At 37.3% G+C, this 16,700-nt stretch carries 15 protein-coding genes and 1 pseudogene; all 16 read left to right on the forward strand.

Annotated elements, in window-relative coordinates:
* The first annotated feature begins 100 nt into the window (after positions 1 to 100).
* Positions 101 to 316 carry a helix-turn-helix domain-containing protein gene (locus tag ACYQ2E_RS10560; RefSeq protein ID WP_460018030.1) on the forward strand — a complete coding sequence of 72 codons (216 nt, stop codon included), beginning with the start codon at positions 101 to 103 and terminating at the stop codon, positions 314 to 316.
* Positions 317 to 337: 21 nt separating this feature from the next.
* Positions 338 to 1,012: a zeta toxin family protein gene (locus ACYQ2E_RS10565; protein ID WP_460018031.1), complete on the forward strand. Its 675-nt coding sequence runs from the start codon at positions 338 to 340 to the stop codon at positions 1,010 to 1,012.
* A complete protein-coding gene (locus ACYQ2E_RS10570; RefSeq protein WP_460018032.1) occupies positions 1,005 to 1,166 on the forward strand; it encodes a hypothetical protein in 162 nt (53 codons plus the stop codon). Before ACYQ2E_RS10565 ends, ACYQ2E_RS10570 begins: the two co-directional genes overlap by 8 nt.
* Positions 1,167 to 1,392: 226 nt before the next feature.
* Positions 1,393 to 4,491, forward strand: coding sequence for a type I restriction endonuclease subunit R (locus tag ACYQ2E_RS10575; RefSeq protein ID WP_460018033.1), 3,099 nt, complete (start codon positions 1,393 to 1,395; stop codon positions 4,489 to 4,491).
* Positions 4,492 to 4,577: 86 nt separating this feature from the next.
* On the forward strand, positions 4,578 to 6,128 hold the full coding sequence (locus ACYQ2E_RS10580; protein ID WP_460018034.1) for a type I restriction-modification system subunit M: 1,551 nt from the start codon (positions 4,578 to 4,580) through the stop codon (positions 6,126 to 6,128).
* Positions 6,121 to 6,360 (forward strand): hypothetical protein, encoded by a 240-nt coding sequence (locus tag ACYQ2E_RS10585; protein WP_460018035.1) that lies wholly within the window; start codon positions 6,121 to 6,123, stop codon positions 6,358 to 6,360. Before ACYQ2E_RS10580 ends, ACYQ2E_RS10585 begins: the two co-directional genes overlap by 8 nt.
* An 11-nt stretch (positions 6,361 to 6,371) precedes the next feature.
* Positions 6,372 to 6,851: a hypothetical protein gene (locus tag ACYQ2E_RS10590; protein ID WP_460018036.1), complete on the forward strand. Its 480-nt coding sequence runs from the start codon at positions 6,372 to 6,374 to the stop codon at positions 6,849 to 6,851.
* A gap of 496 nt (positions 6,852 to 7,347) precedes the next feature.
* Positions 7,348 to 8,526, forward strand: a complete 1,179-nt coding sequence (locus ACYQ2E_RS10595; RefSeq protein WP_460018037.1) for a hypothetical protein — start codon at positions 7,348 to 7,350, stop codon at positions 8,524 to 8,526.
* Positions 8,527 to 8,630: 104 nt separating this feature from the next.
* Positions 8,631 to 9,467, forward strand: a complete 837-nt coding sequence (locus ACYQ2E_RS10600; protein WP_460018038.1) for a hypothetical protein — start codon at positions 8,631 to 8,633, stop codon at positions 9,465 to 9,467.
* A complete protein-coding gene (locus ACYQ2E_RS10605) occupies positions 9,454 to 11,346 on the forward strand; it encodes a restriction endonuclease subunit S (protein WP_460018039.1) in 1,893 nt (630 codons plus the stop codon). The genes ACYQ2E_RS10600 and ACYQ2E_RS10605 overlap by 14 nt, the downstream gene beginning before the upstream one ends.
* A 15-nt stretch (positions 11,347 to 11,361) precedes the next feature.
* Positions 11,362 to 12,522: an AAA family ATPase gene (locus ACYQ2E_RS10610; RefSeq protein WP_460018040.1), complete on the forward strand. Its 1,161-nt coding sequence runs from the start codon at positions 11,362 to 11,364 to the stop codon at positions 12,520 to 12,522.
* A gap of 48 nt (positions 12,523 to 12,570) precedes the next feature.
* Positions 12,571 to 13,116, forward strand: coding sequence for a hypothetical protein (locus ACYQ2E_RS10615; RefSeq protein WP_460018041.1), 546 nt, complete (start codon positions 12,571 to 12,573; stop codon positions 13,114 to 13,116).
* 2 nt (positions 13,117 to 13,118) lie between these two features.
* Complete coding sequence (locus ACYQ2E_RS10620; protein WP_460018042.1) at positions 13,119 to 13,664, forward strand: RloB family protein; 546 nt, start codon at positions 13,119 to 13,121, stop codon at positions 13,662 to 13,664.
* A gap of 410 nt (positions 13,665 to 14,074) precedes the next feature.
* Positions 14,075 to 14,818: a hypothetical protein gene (locus ACYQ2E_RS10625; RefSeq protein ID WP_460018043.1), complete on the forward strand. Its 744-nt coding sequence runs from the start codon at positions 14,075 to 14,077 to the stop codon at positions 14,816 to 14,818.
* Positions 14,819 to 14,867: 49 nt separating this feature from the next.
* A complete protein-coding gene (locus tag ACYQ2E_RS10630) occupies positions 14,868 to 15,947 on the forward strand; it encodes an FRG domain-containing protein (RefSeq protein ID WP_460018044.1) in 1,080 nt (359 codons plus the stop codon).
* 335 nt (positions 15,948 to 16,282) lie between these two features.
* Positions 16,283 to 16,700, forward strand: a pseudogene (locus tag ACYQ2E_RS10635) (hypothetical protein); the annotation flags it as partial.

Here is a 16,700-nt window from a genome sequence, read left to right on the forward strand (position 1 = left end):
ATTTTTTTCTTTTTATATTTCGTGATATTGTTTGTAATATTCATGATAAATATCACAGGAAACGTGATATAATTGAAATAGTGAAGTAGGAGGTGAAAATATGCCAATTTCTTATAAAAAGTTATGGAAAATATTGATTGATAAGAAATTAAACAAGACACAACTGAAAGATTTATCAGGTATCAGTGCTAACGTTATAGCAAAACTTGGTAAAGATGAGCCTGTGTCAATGCAATCGCTGATTAGGATTGCTGAGACTCTGGAAGTTGATTTTGGGGATGTTGTGAGTATTGAAAATGATGATTTAGCAAAATAAAACGAAAGGAGGAATTTGCCCGTGAATGCGAACGATAAATACTTAGAGTATGCCAAAACAAACAAAGATAAATTTATCAACGAGATTATCCGCGGAAAGTCACCAGACCCTGAAAAAGATGCAGTATTTATGGCTGGGAGTCCGGGTGCGGGAAAAACGGAAGTCGCATCAGGTTTAGCAGAAAATTATGATAACCATGTCGTGATTGATGCTGATGCTTTTCGGGAAAAGTTTCCTGATTACAATGGAAAGAATTCATCAGATTTTCAAAAGGCAGCTTCCTGGTTAGTTGAGCAGGCACTGAAATTTGTGCTGGAAAAGGGATATTCCTTCATCCTTGATGCAACCTTTGCGATATTATCTGCTGAGAAAAACATTAGTCGTGCTGAAAAAAGGGGCTTTCGGGTAACGATTTTCTATGTTTATCAGGAACCGCAGATTGCTTGGCAATTTACAAAAGAACGAGAAATAACGGAGGGACGGAAAGTTCCGAAGAAAACCTTTATAAATGCTTATTTCAAGGCAAGAGAGAACATCCAAAAAGTAAAAGAGAGACATCCGCAGGTCGTTTTACACATTATCGTGAAAGACTATCAAAATAATATTTCGGAAGTTCATTACGCAGCGGATAATGTGCAGTTGGTCTTACCTGAGCGTTATAGTATAGAGGAACTGGAGGACAAATTAGATGACTGAAAAGGAACAAGTGAAACAAATCGTTGATAAATATAACAAAAGCGTTGCTGATTTATCTGATAAAGCCACAGCGAAAGAATTTAAAACGGTTATGACCTATGTGGCAAATCAGGCGAACCTGAAACAGCGGAAAATTGCGGGATTGGATAAGTAATGTTTTTGCGTTTTGTTAAAAATAAAATCTACAAAATAGTGAACACATCCAATTGAGGAAATGGAGATTGGCCTGGCTTGTGAGGGAAATTTTTTCGACAGAGATTTCTATGTCTAAATGCCTTGCTAATGATTCCATCACTCTCGTGATTTCTAGTAAAAACTATATTGAGATGTTATAATTAGTCCATATCACTTGTGTGAACGTTATTCAGAGGAGAAAATTTATGACCGAGGCAATGGAAAGTGCCCCAATTCTAGAGTCCAACAACTTTATCGTCCTAGATAAATATACAAAAATAGAGCAAAAAGGTAGTTATCAAAAAGAAGCAGATCTTGAGCGGGAGTTAATTTTTGATCTGCAGCATCAGGGGTATGATTATTTAAATTATCTGACAACACCAGAGGCTTTACAGGAAAACCTACGCGTTCAAATTGAGGGATTGAATGATGTGCATTTTTCGGATGCTGAATGGGAGCGCATTCTGACAGAGTATATCAATAATCCCAGTGACAGTATTATTGAGCGCACGCGCAAGATTCACGATGATTATGTTTGTGATTTTATTTTCGATGATGGACATATTCAAAATATTTATCTGCTGGACAAGAAAAATATTGCTCGTAATAAACTTCAGGTTATCAATCAGATGAAGCAGACTGGGAGTCATGCCAATCGTTATGATGTGACGATTTTAGTCAATGGTCTGCCTTTAGTGCAGATTGAGCTAAAAAAGCGCGGGACATCGATTCGTGAGGCTTTCAATCAGATTCATCGCTACAGTAAGGAAAGTTTTAATTCTGAAAATTCACTCTTCAAGTATTTGCAGATTTTTGTGATTTCAAATGGGACTGACACGCGCTATTTCGCGAATACGACGAAGCGAGACAAGAATTCTTTCGATTTTACGATGAATTGGGCGCGTAAAGATAATGAGCCTATCCGGGATTTGAAAGATTTTACAGCTACCTTTTTGTGGAAGAATACTTTACTAAATGTTCTGATTAACTATTCCGTTTTTGATGCAAATGACACGCTGCTAATCATGCGCCCCTATCAGATTGCAGCAACTGAGCGAATCCTCTGGAAAATTAATTCTGCACATGGAGCAAAATTAAAATCTGGGCCTGAAACTGGCGGTTTTATTTGGCATACAACAGGTTCAGGAAAGACGTTGACGTCGTTTAAGGCTGCTCGATTAGCGACAGATCTTGACTTCATTGACAAGGTCTTCTTTGTGGTAGATCGAAAGGATTTGGACTATCAGACGATGAAGGAATACCAGCGCTTTTCGCCGGATTCGGTCAATGGCTCAGAAAATACGGCTGGTCTGAAGCGCAACATCGAAAAAGAAGATAATAAAATCATTGTCACAACGATTCAAAAACTGAATCATCTCATGAGGAAACTGGATAAGCATGAGATTTATGAAAAACAGGTGGTTTTCATTTTTGATGAATGTCATCGTTCCCAGTTCGGTGAGGCACAGAAAAATCTGAGAAAGAAATTCAAGCATTATTATCAGTTCGGCTTTACGGGAACACCAATCTTTCCAGATAATGCCTTAGGCAGCGACACAACACAATCAGTCTTTGGACCTGAACTACATTCGTATGTTATCACAGATGCCATTCGTGACCAAAAAGTCCTTAAATTCATGGTGGATTATAATGACGTTCGGCCACAGTTTGCCAGACTTGAAGCTGAGACTGACGAAAAGAAGCTCTCAGCGGCAGAAAATAGACAGGCCTTGTTGCATCCGACGCGTATTCATGAAATTTCCGGGTACATCTTAAACCATTTTTCACAAAAGACACATCGCACAGCTGGTAAAGGCTTCAACGCCATGTTTGCGGTTTCCAGCATCGAAGCAGCCAAGCTCTATTATGAAAAACTACAAGAATTGCAAGAAAATCAGGAGAAGAAGCTGACGATTGCTACTATTTTTTCCTTTGCCGCAAATGAAGAGCAGAGCGCCATCGGCGAGATTAGCGATGAAAATTTTGAGCCGCAAGCGCTTGACCTGAGCGCAAAAGAATTCCTGACACGCGCCATCAGCGACTACAATCAACACTTTAAGGAATCTTACTCAGTTGAAGGCAAGAGCTTTCAGAATTACTATAAGAACCTGGCCAAGCGGGTAAAGAATAGAGAAGTCGACCTGCTTATTGTGGTCGGTATGTTCCTGACGGGCTTTGATGCACCAACTCTGAATACTCTATTTGTCGATAAAAACCTACAGTATCATGGATTGATACAAGCATTTTCAAGGACCAACCGAATTTATGATGCGACAAAATCGTTCGGGAACATCGTAACTTTCCGTGACCTAGAAAGTAAAACCAAGGCTGCAATCACACTATTTGGGAAGTCACAGACCGCCGAAGTTTTACTTGAGCGGCCTTATGACGAGTATATGAACGGCTTCAAAGATGGCGAAAGCGATGAAGCACGGCGCGGTTATTTGGATATTGTCGCTGAGCTAAAAGAGAAATTCCCCGAGCCGGATAAAATAAATCGAGAAACTGATAAAAAAGAATTCGTAAAACTCTTTGGTGAGTTTTTGAAGTTGGACAATATCTTGCAAAACTATGATGAATTCGCGGGTTTACAAGCTTTACAAGAAATTGATCTCAATGACGAAGCAGCGCTAACCGAATTGAAATCAAAATTCTATTTAGATGATGCGAAGATTGCTACTTTGCAGGAACTAGAAATACCTAGTCTACGTGAAATTCAGGATTATCGTTCAACCTACAATGATATCAGAGAATGGTATAACAACGAGCGACGGAATCAGAAGAGTGAAGAGTCAACTGTAGACTGGGATTCAGTTACCTTTGAGGTTGAACTCTTAAAATCGCAAGAAATCAATCTGGATTACATCTTAGAATTGATTTTTGAGACAAACAAAAAGATTTCAGACAAAGACAAGCTCATTGACGAAATCATTCGTACCATTCGTGCAAGCATAGGAAATCGTGCAAAAGAAAGCTTGATTGTTGATTTCATCAGAAACACGGACATTGATGCAATCAAAGATCGTCCGGAGATTTTGGAAAAGTTCTATACATTTGCCCAAAAAGAGCAGAAGAAAGAAGTCGCACAACTCATTCAGGACGAGGCCCTGAATGTAGAGAACGCGAAACGCTACATCCAAATCTCGCTGAAACAAGAATATGCGAGTGAAAACGGCAATGCACTCAATGAATCTCTACCGAAAATGAGTCCATTAAATCCTGCCTACCACACAAAAAAGCAAATTGTCTATGAGAAAATCAGTACGCTTGTTGAAAAATTCAAGGGCATTGGCGGTGCTGTATAAGTAGGCTTTATCCATTTTTTAGTAGGGCGAAAAAATGATAAAATTAGAAAAGTACAAAAGCAATAAGTCTGGAGAAAAAATAGAAAATGACAGCACAAACTGAAAGAAAAGAATTGCAAAGCAAAATTTGGTCAATTGCTGACAACGTGCGTGGTGCAGTCGATGGCTGGGACTTCAAACAATACATTTTAGGAATCCTGTTTTATCGCTTTATCAGTGAAAACTTCCAGAATTATATTGAGGCGGGCGATCCAGAGGTGAATTATTCCGAGATTCCGGACGAGAAGATTACACCGGAAAATATTGATGATGCCGTGAAGACAAGAGGCTATTACATTGCACCGAGTCAGCTCTTTTCAAATGTTGTTAAAACGGCACGCAGCAACGACGATTTAAACACACAGCTTAAATCTATTTTCACCGCGATTGAGTCCAGTGCTACAGGGTACCCCTCAGAATCGGACATCAAGGGGCTATTTGACGATTTAGATACGACCAGTAATCGTCTGGGAAATACTGTGGCTGAGAAGAACCAGCGTCTGGCAGATGTGCTGGAAGGAATCGCTCAGCTCAACTTCGGTCGCTTTGAGGACAATCAAATCGACCTCTTCGGTGATGCCTATGAATTTCTGATTTCAAACTATGCCTCGAACGCGGGGAAATCCGGAGGTGAATTTTTCACGCCGCAGAGCGTGTCGAAACTACTCGCGAAAATTGTTATGCTAGGCAAAAATGAGCAGAATAAAGTCAACAAAATCTATGACCCTGCCTGTGGCTCGGGCTCCCTTTTGCTACAAGCCAAAAAGCAGTTCTCGGAGCACATTATCGAGGAGGGCTTTTTCGGTCAGGAAATCAACATGACCACCTATAACCTTGCGCGCATGAACATGTTCCTGCACAACATCAACTATGACATGTTCAGCATCAAACGCGGCGATACGCTCACAAATCCTCTGCACAACGACGACAAGCCTTTTGACGCCATCGTCTCCAACCCGCCTTATTCCATCAAGTGGATTGGCTCGGATGACCCGACCTTGATTAACGATGACCGTTTTAGTCCCGCGGGTGTTCTGGCGCCAAAGTCAAAAGCTGACTTTGCCTTCATTATGCATGCACTGAGCTATCTCTCAGCCAAAGGACGCGCGGCAATCGTCACCTTTCCAGGAATATTCTATCGCGGCGGGGCAGAACAAAAAATCCGCAAGTACTTGGTGGACACGAACTTTGTAGAAGCCGTGATTCAGCTGCCAGCAAACCTTTTCTTCGGCACCAGCATTGCGACCTGTATTTTGATACTTGCGAAAAACAAGCCAGATACAGATACATTCTTCATTGACGCCAGCCGGGAGTTCAAGAAAGAAACAAATAATAACGTGCTTCTAGACGTGAATATTGACAAAATCCTCTCCCATTTTGACAAAAAGGAAGAAAAAGACTATTTTTCGAAATCTGTCAAATATGAGGACATTGTCGCAAATAGCTATAATCTTTCGGTTTCGAGTTATGTGGAGGCAGAGGATTTAACGGAGAAGATTGATATCGATGTGCTGAACGGCGAGATTGCGGCGACGGTTGAGAAGATTACCCGGCTTCGGGGGGAGATTGATGAGATTGTGAAAGAGTTGAGTGAATGAAATACAGGAAAGAAATGGAAAGATACAGGGAGATTTGATGGCGAAGCCCTTTAAGAGTTTAGATGAGCAGATAGATTATCTTGAGAAGACTAAAGCTATCATTTTTTCGGATAAAGAAAATGCCAAAGTCTATTTACGAGATAGTAATTATTTTAATGTTATTTCTTGTAGTAAGGTTAGATTTGCGGAAAAAATTGAAAATGGTTGCCATGTTTACAGTTTGCGCGTGTGATTAACAGTCGAGTGACTTATCCTGTAAGTAATTTGATTGAAAACAATGTTTTAGAAGCTGAGAAAAGGAATTCACTTATTGCAGAGATAAAAAGGGTAGAAGTAAAAGGGTTACCACTTTATCAGGCAGAAGAAACGTGGAAATATATCACAAAAATGACTTTCGGTGAACTCAGACATCTGATTATATGGCTGCTTAAGAACCAAAAAACAATATTCAACCAAATTATCATTGGATATGATTTTTTAAGAACAGGAAATATCACTCAAAACTTTTTCAATCTTGTCGAGCTAAGAAATTCACTTTTTCATTTTACACCGTTAAGTATTTTTCTAGGCTTTGCGAAACGACGTGATGGGAAATTTGAAAATCGTTATCGTAAGAAAGCCGTGGATTTTATATTTCAGCTGAAACCGCAGGAAAATGAGCGCAAATTATTAAACGAAATAATGACCTGCGCAGACCATTTCGAGGCAATAAAAAACAGCTAAAGCCGAAGCAAGAGCTGATAAAACCTCGAAGATTTTTTCCACAGAAGTCCGCGCACGGAACTTCATCGATTGAGTTAATTATACAGAGCTCGAGCTCAGATGTCAAGTAAAAAGTAGAAAAGTAGAAAAATCTACATGTAGAAAAGTAGATGAAAGTAATGGTAAAAAAACAGCCAGCTGAAAAACTGACTGATAAATCACAAAAGATTTTCCCAAAGGCTCGCGCACGAAACCTTATTGATTGGATAGATTGTATCAAGCTTTGAAGCGGATGTCAAGTTGAAACCAAGGAAAAAGAACAAAACGTCTGAAAACGGATTGACTTTGATGAAATCAATGGTAAAATGAAAATGAACAAAAAATTGATTTTGTCGAATTTTGGAGTAGAGAATGATGAACCTGTGTCGACATCTTAAATCAAAAAAGATGAAAGGATTGCTTTCCGACACTATTTTCATTTGACGGTGTAGGTAATGGAGAAAAGCAAACATAGTTAATGCATACAACCAACCAATTTGTACATAAATCGCGTAAATCGACGCGTGTCAAATCAAACTTTCCTTCCATGAAAGCTAGTTTTAATAATCGTCGCAGAAGACTACAAACTGAGCATAAAAACCTGCAGAAACGCGATACCCGTATTGGAAAAAGAACGTTCAAGAAGCCTAAGTCTACATCCCGTAAATTTATCCATGTACGTCACTCAATCTCGAATGAGGCAGCTCATTTCGTGAAGTGTGATTACCAAATAAAATGGAAATTCGAGGATACACAACTCCATGAAATAGATGCATTGACTCTTAACAAATCTGAAAAAGCATTTATTGACTATCTACGTGGTGTGGCGAAAGCAGTGGAGGTAAAAATAGAAATTAGAAATGTTGCTAGGATTCAAGGGAGTTTCTTAAGTGATATTGCTGTATTTATAGGAGAAAACAAAGAAGTAATTTCTCCACTGGCTTCCGTGATTTTAACGGCTGCAACGGCAAAGTTTTTTTCTCCAAATCCAAAACCTAAGTCCAGCAAGCTTGAAGAGGTACAAACGCTCATAGATATTCAAGAAAAGTATAACAATGGAACCTTGACGCTCCAACAGACTGAAATCTATATTGAAGCATTACCAGTGTCAAAGAAACAGAAAAACGCATTTTTCAAAGCTAATAAATCCGATAAGACTATAAAAGAAATAGTGATAGCCGGAAATGGTAAAGAGATTGCCACAATATCTAGTGCCAGTTTTGATGACTATATATTCTCTTGTGAAAATGAAAACGATGAAATTCCAAATGCCAAGATTTACATTATTTCGCCTGTTATTGTTGCAGGCAGTAATGAAATGTGGTCTGGAGAATATGAAGATGAAAGAATTCGCTTTTATGTCAAGGATAGAGAATTTTTGTGGGCTGCGCAGAGCAATCAAATACAGTTCAACACCGGTTTTTATATTGATTGTACTCTTAGAAGAAAGGTAAGAGAGGGCGAAGAAAAGACAAATTTTGATGTTTTGTTCGTCAACAAATACGCATCTGATAAAAATCATGTGTTTTCCTTTAATCATAAACCAGAAATGACCGAGTTAAGAGCGAATAAATTAGAAGTAGATTTAGGGCAGACAACATTATTTGATGCTAATGAATTTGAAGATAGGACGAAAAGAGAACATCAGACGAAATGATGTCTATGCGAATATTTTATAGTAGTAAAGAACCAAAGTATAAACAATAGTTGCTAAAATTTGATGGATTTTTATCACTCTGGTAAGAAAGCGGAAAGAAGAAAATGACTGAAAGAAAAAATATCTGGGACATTTTGTCAAATAAGGAATTAGATATTCAGCAGGAGTATGAAAACTTGTGGGCGTTGATAGAAAATGGAAATACTGTTTCGAAGAACGGCTACTATAGCTATTCTGTCTTAGACATTCTAAGAGAAAACTTCATTGATTTTGAGAGCAGAAACACTTTCATAACAATCGATAGTTTTTTAGATTATTTGGAACTTAATCGTGTGAGGTATGGAATTCAGACGATTGATAAACTTGACTTATTTATAGAGATTATCATACTAATGTTCCAAGAACTAAAGGCATTGAATTTTTCGAATGTGTTTAGGTATAAGTATAATTATTCCGACATTAGACACTCAATCATGAAAAACATAGATCTTATTTTAGAAAAATCGAATCAAAGAATTGTAGAAATTGAGCCTAACAAGAAAATTGTCGTTCCGAATGATGAAGTTGTAACAGTCGTGTCAGACATTATTCTCCCGGATAATGAAAGACTAGCTTTATCAATTCTGAGCTATTCTCACTATCGTAACAAAGATAACATTGAAGGAAAGGCGAACATTCTGACGAATCTACATAAGTACCTTGAGCAAAAGCAAGGGAAAATTAAAGATAAAAACATCGAGTATGTCTTTAACAATTTTATGCTCAGACATGGACTTAAAAAGAATAAACAAAGAGTTGACATGCTGGGAACGAAGAAAGTTAACGCGCTGTATGATGCTCTATTTGAGGAAATACTATACTTTATGCTAGAAAAGGAGCATGCCGATTTCAATCTACAAATTAACGAAATAAAAAAGGAGGTTGGAGATGCAGGAAAATAATCTTTTAGAATTAATTAGAGTTGCTGAGGTGGACTTGCTTCTACTTGGAGAAGTGACAGACTATGAGCAGCCAACAAAATACATTGTCAAAAATACAAATTATGATGAGAAATTTAAGACACCAGTTTTAACAGCGGGGAAAACATTTATTCTTGGTTATACTGATGAGCAAGAAGGGGTTAGAAAAGCAAGTGAATCACCAGTTATTTTGTTTGATGATTTTACATCTGCAAGCCGCTGGATTGATTTCGATTTTAAGGTAAAAAGTTCAGCAACGAAGATTATTACTACAAAAAATGAAAATGAAGTAATGCAAAAATATATTTTTTATTTTATGCAGACTATACAAAAAGTGGAGATATACGCGGCAGGACATAAACGTCTTTGGATTAGTAATTTTTCTCAGATAGAAATCCCAATTCCGTCTATAGAAATTCAACAAAAATGTGTCGAAATACTTGACAAAATGACAGATTATGTTACAGAATTGACGGCAGAATTGACGGCAGAATTGACGTTACGCCAAAAGCAGTATTCTTTTTATCGGGATCGGCTGCTGACTTTCCCAGAGAGTGACTCTCTGAGTGATTCGTCAGAATCACTCAATGTTCGGTGGACAAGTCTAGGAGAGGTTGCTAGTATATTTGCGGGTGGAGATTTGCCAGAAAATTATAACAAAGGACAGAAAGAGCCCAGTCAAGAATTTCCTTATCCAATTTACTCAAACGGAACTGGGACTCAGAGCTTATATGGGTTCACAGATAGTTATAGAATTGACAAAGAGGCAGTTACTATTTCTGCACGTGGAACATTGGGCTGGCATGCTGTTAGAGAATCTAAGTTCACGCCGATTGTTCGTCTTCTTACTTTAATTCCTAATACTGAAATTATTTCTATAAAATACTTGAATTATATTTTGACTCAGGTTGAACTTGGCGGAGTTCAAACAGGCATTCCAAGCTTAACCAAACCAATGATAGAAAAAGTAAAGATTCCACTCCCTCCACTCAAACTTCAATCCAAAATTGTAGAGATTTTAGACAAATTCCAAGCTTTGACCGAAGACGTTTCTGGACTTTTACCTGAGGAAATCGCCTTACGTCAAAAGCAATATGAATATTATCGTGAACAGCTCTTGACTTTTGACTCAAATAGTGCTAAAGCCAGCCAGCCAGCCAGCCAGCCAGCCAGCCAGCCAGCCAGCCAGCCGTTAACTAGTGGATATTTATTTGTTTTAAGAGAAGCTGCTGAAAAAGTTGGCGTTTCGCTTGATGATATTGTGCGCGTGATTTGGACGACTGTTGAAGAAGTCTTTGACTTGAAGAATGGTTATACACCTAGTAAGGCAAACAAAAACTATTGGTCAAATGGAGATATTCCATGGTTTCGTATGGAGGACTTGCGAAGTCATGGCAACGTTTTAGATGAGGCCATTCAAAAAGTTCATCATTCAGGAATAAAAGGAAAACTGTTTCCTGCTAATTCACTTATTATGGCAACAACAGCCACGATTGGTGAACATGCGCTTATTACCGTTGATTACATGTGTAATCAACGGTTCACAAACTTCACAATCAAAATGGGGTTGCGCAAATGGCTTGACACTAAATTTGTTTATTATTATTTCTTTATGCTAGATGAGCAGGCAAAACGAGATATCAGTACTTCAAGTTTTCCGTCAGTACAGATGGAAAAACTAAGAAAATGGAAGTTTCCAATTCCATCTTTAGCAGAACAAAAACGTATTGTAGACATTCTTGATAGGTTTGACCAGCTCACTTCAGATTTATCAGACGGATTACCAAAAGAAATCGAGCTCCGCCAGAAGCAGTATGAGTACTGGCGAGAGGAGTTATTTAGCTTTAAAAACAAACAGTAATGAAAGTAAAAGATTATGGGAAAGTCATTAAATGAAATCGCACAGGAATTGAAAAGTTGTAATAAAAAGGTTCAACTTATTTATGCTTTTAATGGAACTGGAAAGACGCGGTTATCGCTTGAGTTTAAAAATCTAATCCAAAATCTTGATACAAATGAAGATGGGACTGGTAGTCTTACTCGTGACAAAATCCTATATTACAACGCCTTTACTGAAGACTTATTTTATTGGGATAATGACTTTATTGAAAATCTCGGGAGGGTGCTTCAAATTCAGCCAAATCGTTTTATATCTTGGCTCATCACCGATTCAGGTTTGGAGGAGAGAATCGCAGAGAATTTCCGGCATTATACCAATGACAAATTGACACCAGTTTTTATTCGTCGATTGGATATAGATGGAAATCTGCTTCGAGGCAATGGTAGTAAAGAAATTATAGATGGGATTTGTTTTTCTTATCAGCAGGGAAATGATGGAAGTACCGAAAAGTTTGAAGGAATAAAGATTTCGAAAGGTGAGGAAAGTAATTTTATCTGGTCCATTTTCTACTCTCTTCTAGAATTAGTGATTGAAGAGTTGAACATTCCCGAGCCAGAAGATAGGAGCACTGCTGACTTTGACGCGTTAGAATATGTCTTCATTGATGACCCTGTGACTTCTCTAGATGAAAATCATTTGATTGAGGTTGCTTCTAATTTAGGTGCGCTTATCAAGTCTTGCGAGTCTGATGTTAGGTTCATTATTACGACACATAATCCGCTTTTCTATAATGTTTTATACAATGAGTTAAAAAAATCACAGCGCTTAAGACTGGAAAAGCTTGAAGATTCAACATATGAGTTAATAAGGCAAGATGATGATTCTCCTTTTGCTTACCATCTTTTCTTAAAAAATGAATTGAACACGGCAATAAAAAATAATGACATTCAGAAGTATCATTTCAACTTTTTGAGAAATCTGTACGAAAAAACTTCAACTTTTTTAGGTTATGAAAAGTGGACAGATTTATTGCCGGATGATGGGAGCAAAAAGAACTATGAAGCACGTGTTGTTAATATTTCCAGCCATTCCAGACACTCGGAAGATGAGTATCCTGAATTGAATCCACAGGAAAAGCAAATGCTTGTTTATTTGTTTAAAGAATTTGAAAAGACATATCATTTTAGTGAAGTGTAATCTTCATAAATAAAGACTTATCATTCAATTCGAAGTTAGGGGGAGCTCATGGAAATAACCTTAACATTCATTTCAGTATTAGCTGGGGCAGCATCAGCAATAGCTGTGGTTTTTCAGGTTGTAATTGCTTACAGACAAAATCGTCTAATGAAGACGCAGGTTGAGCTACAAAGACAGACCACGCAAGCATATAATGTTGCGATTTGGGCGGAAGAATCGGATTATACTGGAAAAATGTTCGCAATCATCAGTAATAATTCGCAAGGTCCGATTTATAAAGTGGAAGTCATCTCTCATCTCGGAGGAGGATTTCTATCTGAAGAGTATATTAAAATCATCCCACCTGGAATATTTCGCACGGAAGTTGAATTTGATAAAGGAAGCGAGTTTGGGCTCCGTTTCACGGATTCAAGTGGTCTCAGGTGGGAGCGTGGCGACAAAGGGAGGTTAACTCACTTGTTGGCACACGAAGCATTAGAGAAGAGTGACACTTTTGAGCTGTATTCCTACAAAAAAGGGAAGGATTCCACGGGTTATTTGAAAGAAATCGCGAACGAGCTTAAAACTCAGAATAAAATCTTAAAGAAGAGATAAGAGTGAGGCTGGTTTTAGGACTTGCATCCTATAACGATTTAGAGTTGATATTTTATTATATTAGGTACGGTGATAGAGCAAAAGAACAGGGGCTTCAGGAACAAGTAGCTGCTATTACAAGGTTGATTGATAAATATGGTGAAACCATGAATATAAAGATCATGGAAAAAATCTATTTACTAGAAAAAATTTATGTCGTTTTCGACAAGGATGACCTGAGCATGGAAGATTTACAGAAAACATTCTCTAGAGCTGATGAGTATGGCTATCAGATTGGATTTTCCAATGAGGCCTTTGAACTGTGGCTCCTCTTGCACTTTGAGAAAGCAGGAAAGTCATTGAGCCGAAAAGAGCTCGAAAAAAAGCTGAGCCAGTATCTGAAGAAAAGGTATAAAAAGGCGGAAGAAAATCAGTTAGGAAAAATATGCGATTCACTGTGCTATGCACTCGAAAAGTCACGGGATATGGGTAGGGGGCTTGATAAAATCTCGAATCCCTACACTAATATTGGCTGGATTGTGCGGGAAATTTATCGGATAGACCAATAATGTTTTTGATCCATTTCTAAGAGCAAGAACATTTCAGAAAATGCAAATGCATACAAAACACGTAAATCTGTATCTTTTTGCAATCAAATGATTGCGTTTTTCATCTTTCTATGCTAGAATAAGCTACAATAAATATAGTAGTCCACGACCAAGTGTCCTGGATCTGAAAAGGGTTCGAGTATTGACCCACATCTTGGAATCAGTGCTTTGTTAAGCCATTTGCTTTGAGCGGGTGGTTTTTCTTTTTTTTTTTGAAAATTATGAAACAATAAAGAGTAGCTTTATCCCTAATTGACAGATTCTTTAATTAAAAGTATAATTAGAAATAAGGTTATTTTGCAAAAAAATGGAGGGTAGATGGAAAATAAATTTAGCGAATTATCAGCAAAGCCGATTTATTGCTCAAGCGAATGGGAACAAGCCTTTGGGCGTTTGGACTTTATGCACCATTTGTAACTGAAGCCGAGAATTCCACAGCTGATTTGTTTTGTATGAAGTGCAATGGGGTAAAAACTTTTTCTGCGTTGAAAGATCGTGATCTTAATTCGAATTATGCTCCCTATGATTTGGAAAATGTGAAGGTACTTGGAGACACACTTGTGGTTAGAATGACTTGTCCAACTTGTGGTGAGAAAGTATATATGTCATATTTTCTGGGGGAAGGAAATAAGTCTGATAGACATCCTTATGATTTGGTAAAGTATGGTGAATACCCAGACCAAACGAAAAGCAGGCTGCTTTATATTGAAAAATATCTGGAAGAGTTTCCGAAAGAGGCAGAGCTACTAGAAAAAGCTGAGAAAGCTTACAGCCAGAACTTGGGAGTTGGAAGTGTTGTTTACCTTAGAAAAGCATATGAAACTTTACTTGTCGATACTTTGACACGGGAAAATATACAGGATATTCCTGGAAGTTTTAAAGGAAAATTGGATAAAGCTAACGAAGTTTCCGATATTATACCACCAGAATTAAAAGAGAATGATTACGGCCTTTTTGGAGAAATGAGTGATATCACCCACGTCGCAAAGAGTGATCAAGAAGGAGTTGATAATTTTAACAGCTTGAAAACAGTATTTTGTATGATTCTGGACAATATACTTGAGAAGAAAAGAAAACAAGATATTATTGCCGGATTGAAACCAAATAAGCATTAGAGCAAGCGGAAAATTTTAAGAAATCTTCGAGTGAAGATTGAGGTGCTAAATGGATAAAATTAACAATTTGCAAGAGTTTATCACTCAACTTGACATTCAGTATAATGAAAACTGGTATTTTAGAGGCGAGTCTAAAGACTATGGCGATACGAAAAATTTAGCTAGTGGTTATCGGTGGATGCTTGATAATGATAAGGTGTTTGTTGACTTGCTTAAATTACGAGAAAAATTTTTTAGAGAAATAGGACAGAAATTATCCTCAAGAGAAGTTGAAAATTTTCTGGCCTATTCTCAGCACCATGGTCTGCCAACTGAGTTGCTTGATATTACCTCGAATCCTTTGGTAGCCTTGTACTTTGCCTGTGAATCAAATGGCAAAGAGGATGGCTTTTTGTATTTGTTTAATGATTCAATTTATGATGCTAGAAGTGGAGAACCGGATAAAAGGCAATTTCAGTATAGCCCATACAAGGACTTAACGAAGAGGCTATTTTCTGAAGATATAACCAAACAGAAAATTTGGTTTAGGTGGTCTAGTTATATTGATGATGACATGATTCAGAAAGATTTGATGGAACAAGAGAATCAATATGTTTTTGATTTATTTCAAGGTTCAGAAATGTTTCAAATTCAGTATCAAAATGAAGAAGCGTGGAAACAGTACGAAAAAAACAATCCTGAATTCTCAAAATATTATAAAGATGTACTGGGTTGTATTGAAAGTTTTCATGATAAGAGCAGGACAATTGATGACGATTTATCCAAAAAATTTGAAGCAATTATCAGTTTAGCGTTCAAGCTGATTGGTATCACAGGTGGAGAATATTTTCCTCAGCTTCGATACTTATTAATCAAGCCAACTGTTATTTTTGACCGAATGAGAAATCAAGATGGTTCTTTTATTTATCAATTAACCACTAGTTACGGGGATAACCAGGGAATTTTTCAACCTATTCTTCCTGCAGCTACATTGAAGATACCCGCGATAGCAAAAAGAGAAATCTTGAAGCAATTAGATTTGATTGGTCTTAATAAGAAGTTTCTTTATTCTGATGATGACAGTGTTGCCGAGTACTTGAAAGAGAATTATAAGGATTCGTTCTATAATAGGATGCATCCGTTTGGGTGATAATCAGCTATCACAGCTCAATGAGATGAAACAACGATAGACAGTTTACAACCAAATGTCCGGGTTCTGAGAAAGGGGCTTAAGTATTGCCGCACCTCTTGGAATCAGTGTGTTATAAAATCATCTACCTTTCGTAGTTGGTTTTTCTGTTATAATAAAAATAAAATTATCTGTATTTACAATTGACTGGTAGCTGCACAAAATGTATAATTTAGTAAAATATAGAACTCTAAGACCGCAAAGTTTATACAGCTAAGATATATATAGCGCGAGTGGTTAAGAGGTAACTTATAAAATTAGAACAGACATTGTTTGAATGATGAATAGGAAACAAAATGAGAGATCAAGAAATAAATAGAAATGCACAACCGACTGTTTTTGGATTTGAGTTTCAAGAAGTAGCTGGATTAATTCTAACTCTGGAAAATATCAAAGATATAAAAGAGATTTCAATAGAAGCACCTCATCAGGATATTGAGATTCTACTTTCAAATGACAAAAAAATATACGCACAAGCAAAGGCGACAACATCATCTATTTCTAAATCTACCTTAGGAAAATTTAAAAAGGGGTTAGAAACCCTCATAGAGAATACTGAGCTTAATGATTTTGAAAAATTAGTGTATATTACCAATTCAATGTTCCCATTAGGCAAGACAAAAGTGGTTGCTAATCTTTTTTACAATAGACTGAATGCAATTTATACATATGAAGATCTGAAAAAAATGGGGATAGATATTGATAGCATCATTG

The sequence above is a fragment of the Lactovum odontotermitis genome (assembly GCF_054658595.1).

What these genes read in the sequence shown, in the direction of transcription:
- ACYQ2E_RS10560 (WP_460018030.1), top strand. Translation starts at nt 101, where the DNA reads ATGCCAATTTCTTATAAAAAGTTATGGAAAATATTGATTGATAAGAAA.
- ACYQ2E_RS10570 (WP_460018032.1), top strand. Translation starts at nt 1,005, where the DNA reads ATGACTGAAAAGGAACAAGTGAAACAAATCGTTGATAAATATAACAAA.
- ACYQ2E_RS10575 (WP_460018033.1), top strand. Translation starts at nt 1,393, where the DNA reads ATGACCGAGGCAATGGAAAGTGCCCCAATTCTAGAGTCCAACAACTTT.
- ACYQ2E_RS10580 (WP_460018034.1), top strand. Translation starts at nt 4,578, where the DNA reads ATGACAGCACAAACTGAAAGAAAAGAATTGCAAAGCAAAATTTGGTCA.
- ACYQ2E_RS10595 (WP_460018037.1), top strand. Translation starts at nt 7,348, where the DNA reads ATGCATACAACCAACCAATTTGTACATAAATCGCGTAAATCGACGCGT.
- ACYQ2E_RS10600 (WP_460018038.1), top strand. Translation starts at nt 8,631, where the DNA reads ATGACTGAAAGAAAAAATATCTGGGACATTTTGTCAAATAAGGAATTA.
- ACYQ2E_RS10605 (WP_460018039.1), top strand. Translation starts at nt 9,454, where the DNA reads ATGCAGGAAAATAATCTTTTAGAATTAATTAGAGTTGCTGAGGTGGAC.
- ACYQ2E_RS10610 (WP_460018040.1), top strand. Translation starts at nt 11,362, where the DNA reads ATGGGAAAGTCATTAAATGAAATCGCACAGGAATTGAAAAGTTGTAAT.
- ACYQ2E_RS10615 (WP_460018041.1), top strand. Translation starts at nt 12,571, where the DNA reads ATGGAAATAACCTTAACATTCATTTCAGTATTAGCTGGGGCAGCATCA.
- ACYQ2E_RS10625 (WP_460018043.1), top strand. Translation starts at nt 14,075, where the DNA reads ATGGGAACAAGCCTTTGGGCGTTTGGACTTTATGCACCATTTGTAACT.
- ACYQ2E_RS10630 (WP_460018044.1), top strand. Translation starts at nt 14,868, where the DNA reads ATGGATAAAATTAACAATTTGCAAGAGTTTATCACTCAACTTGACATT.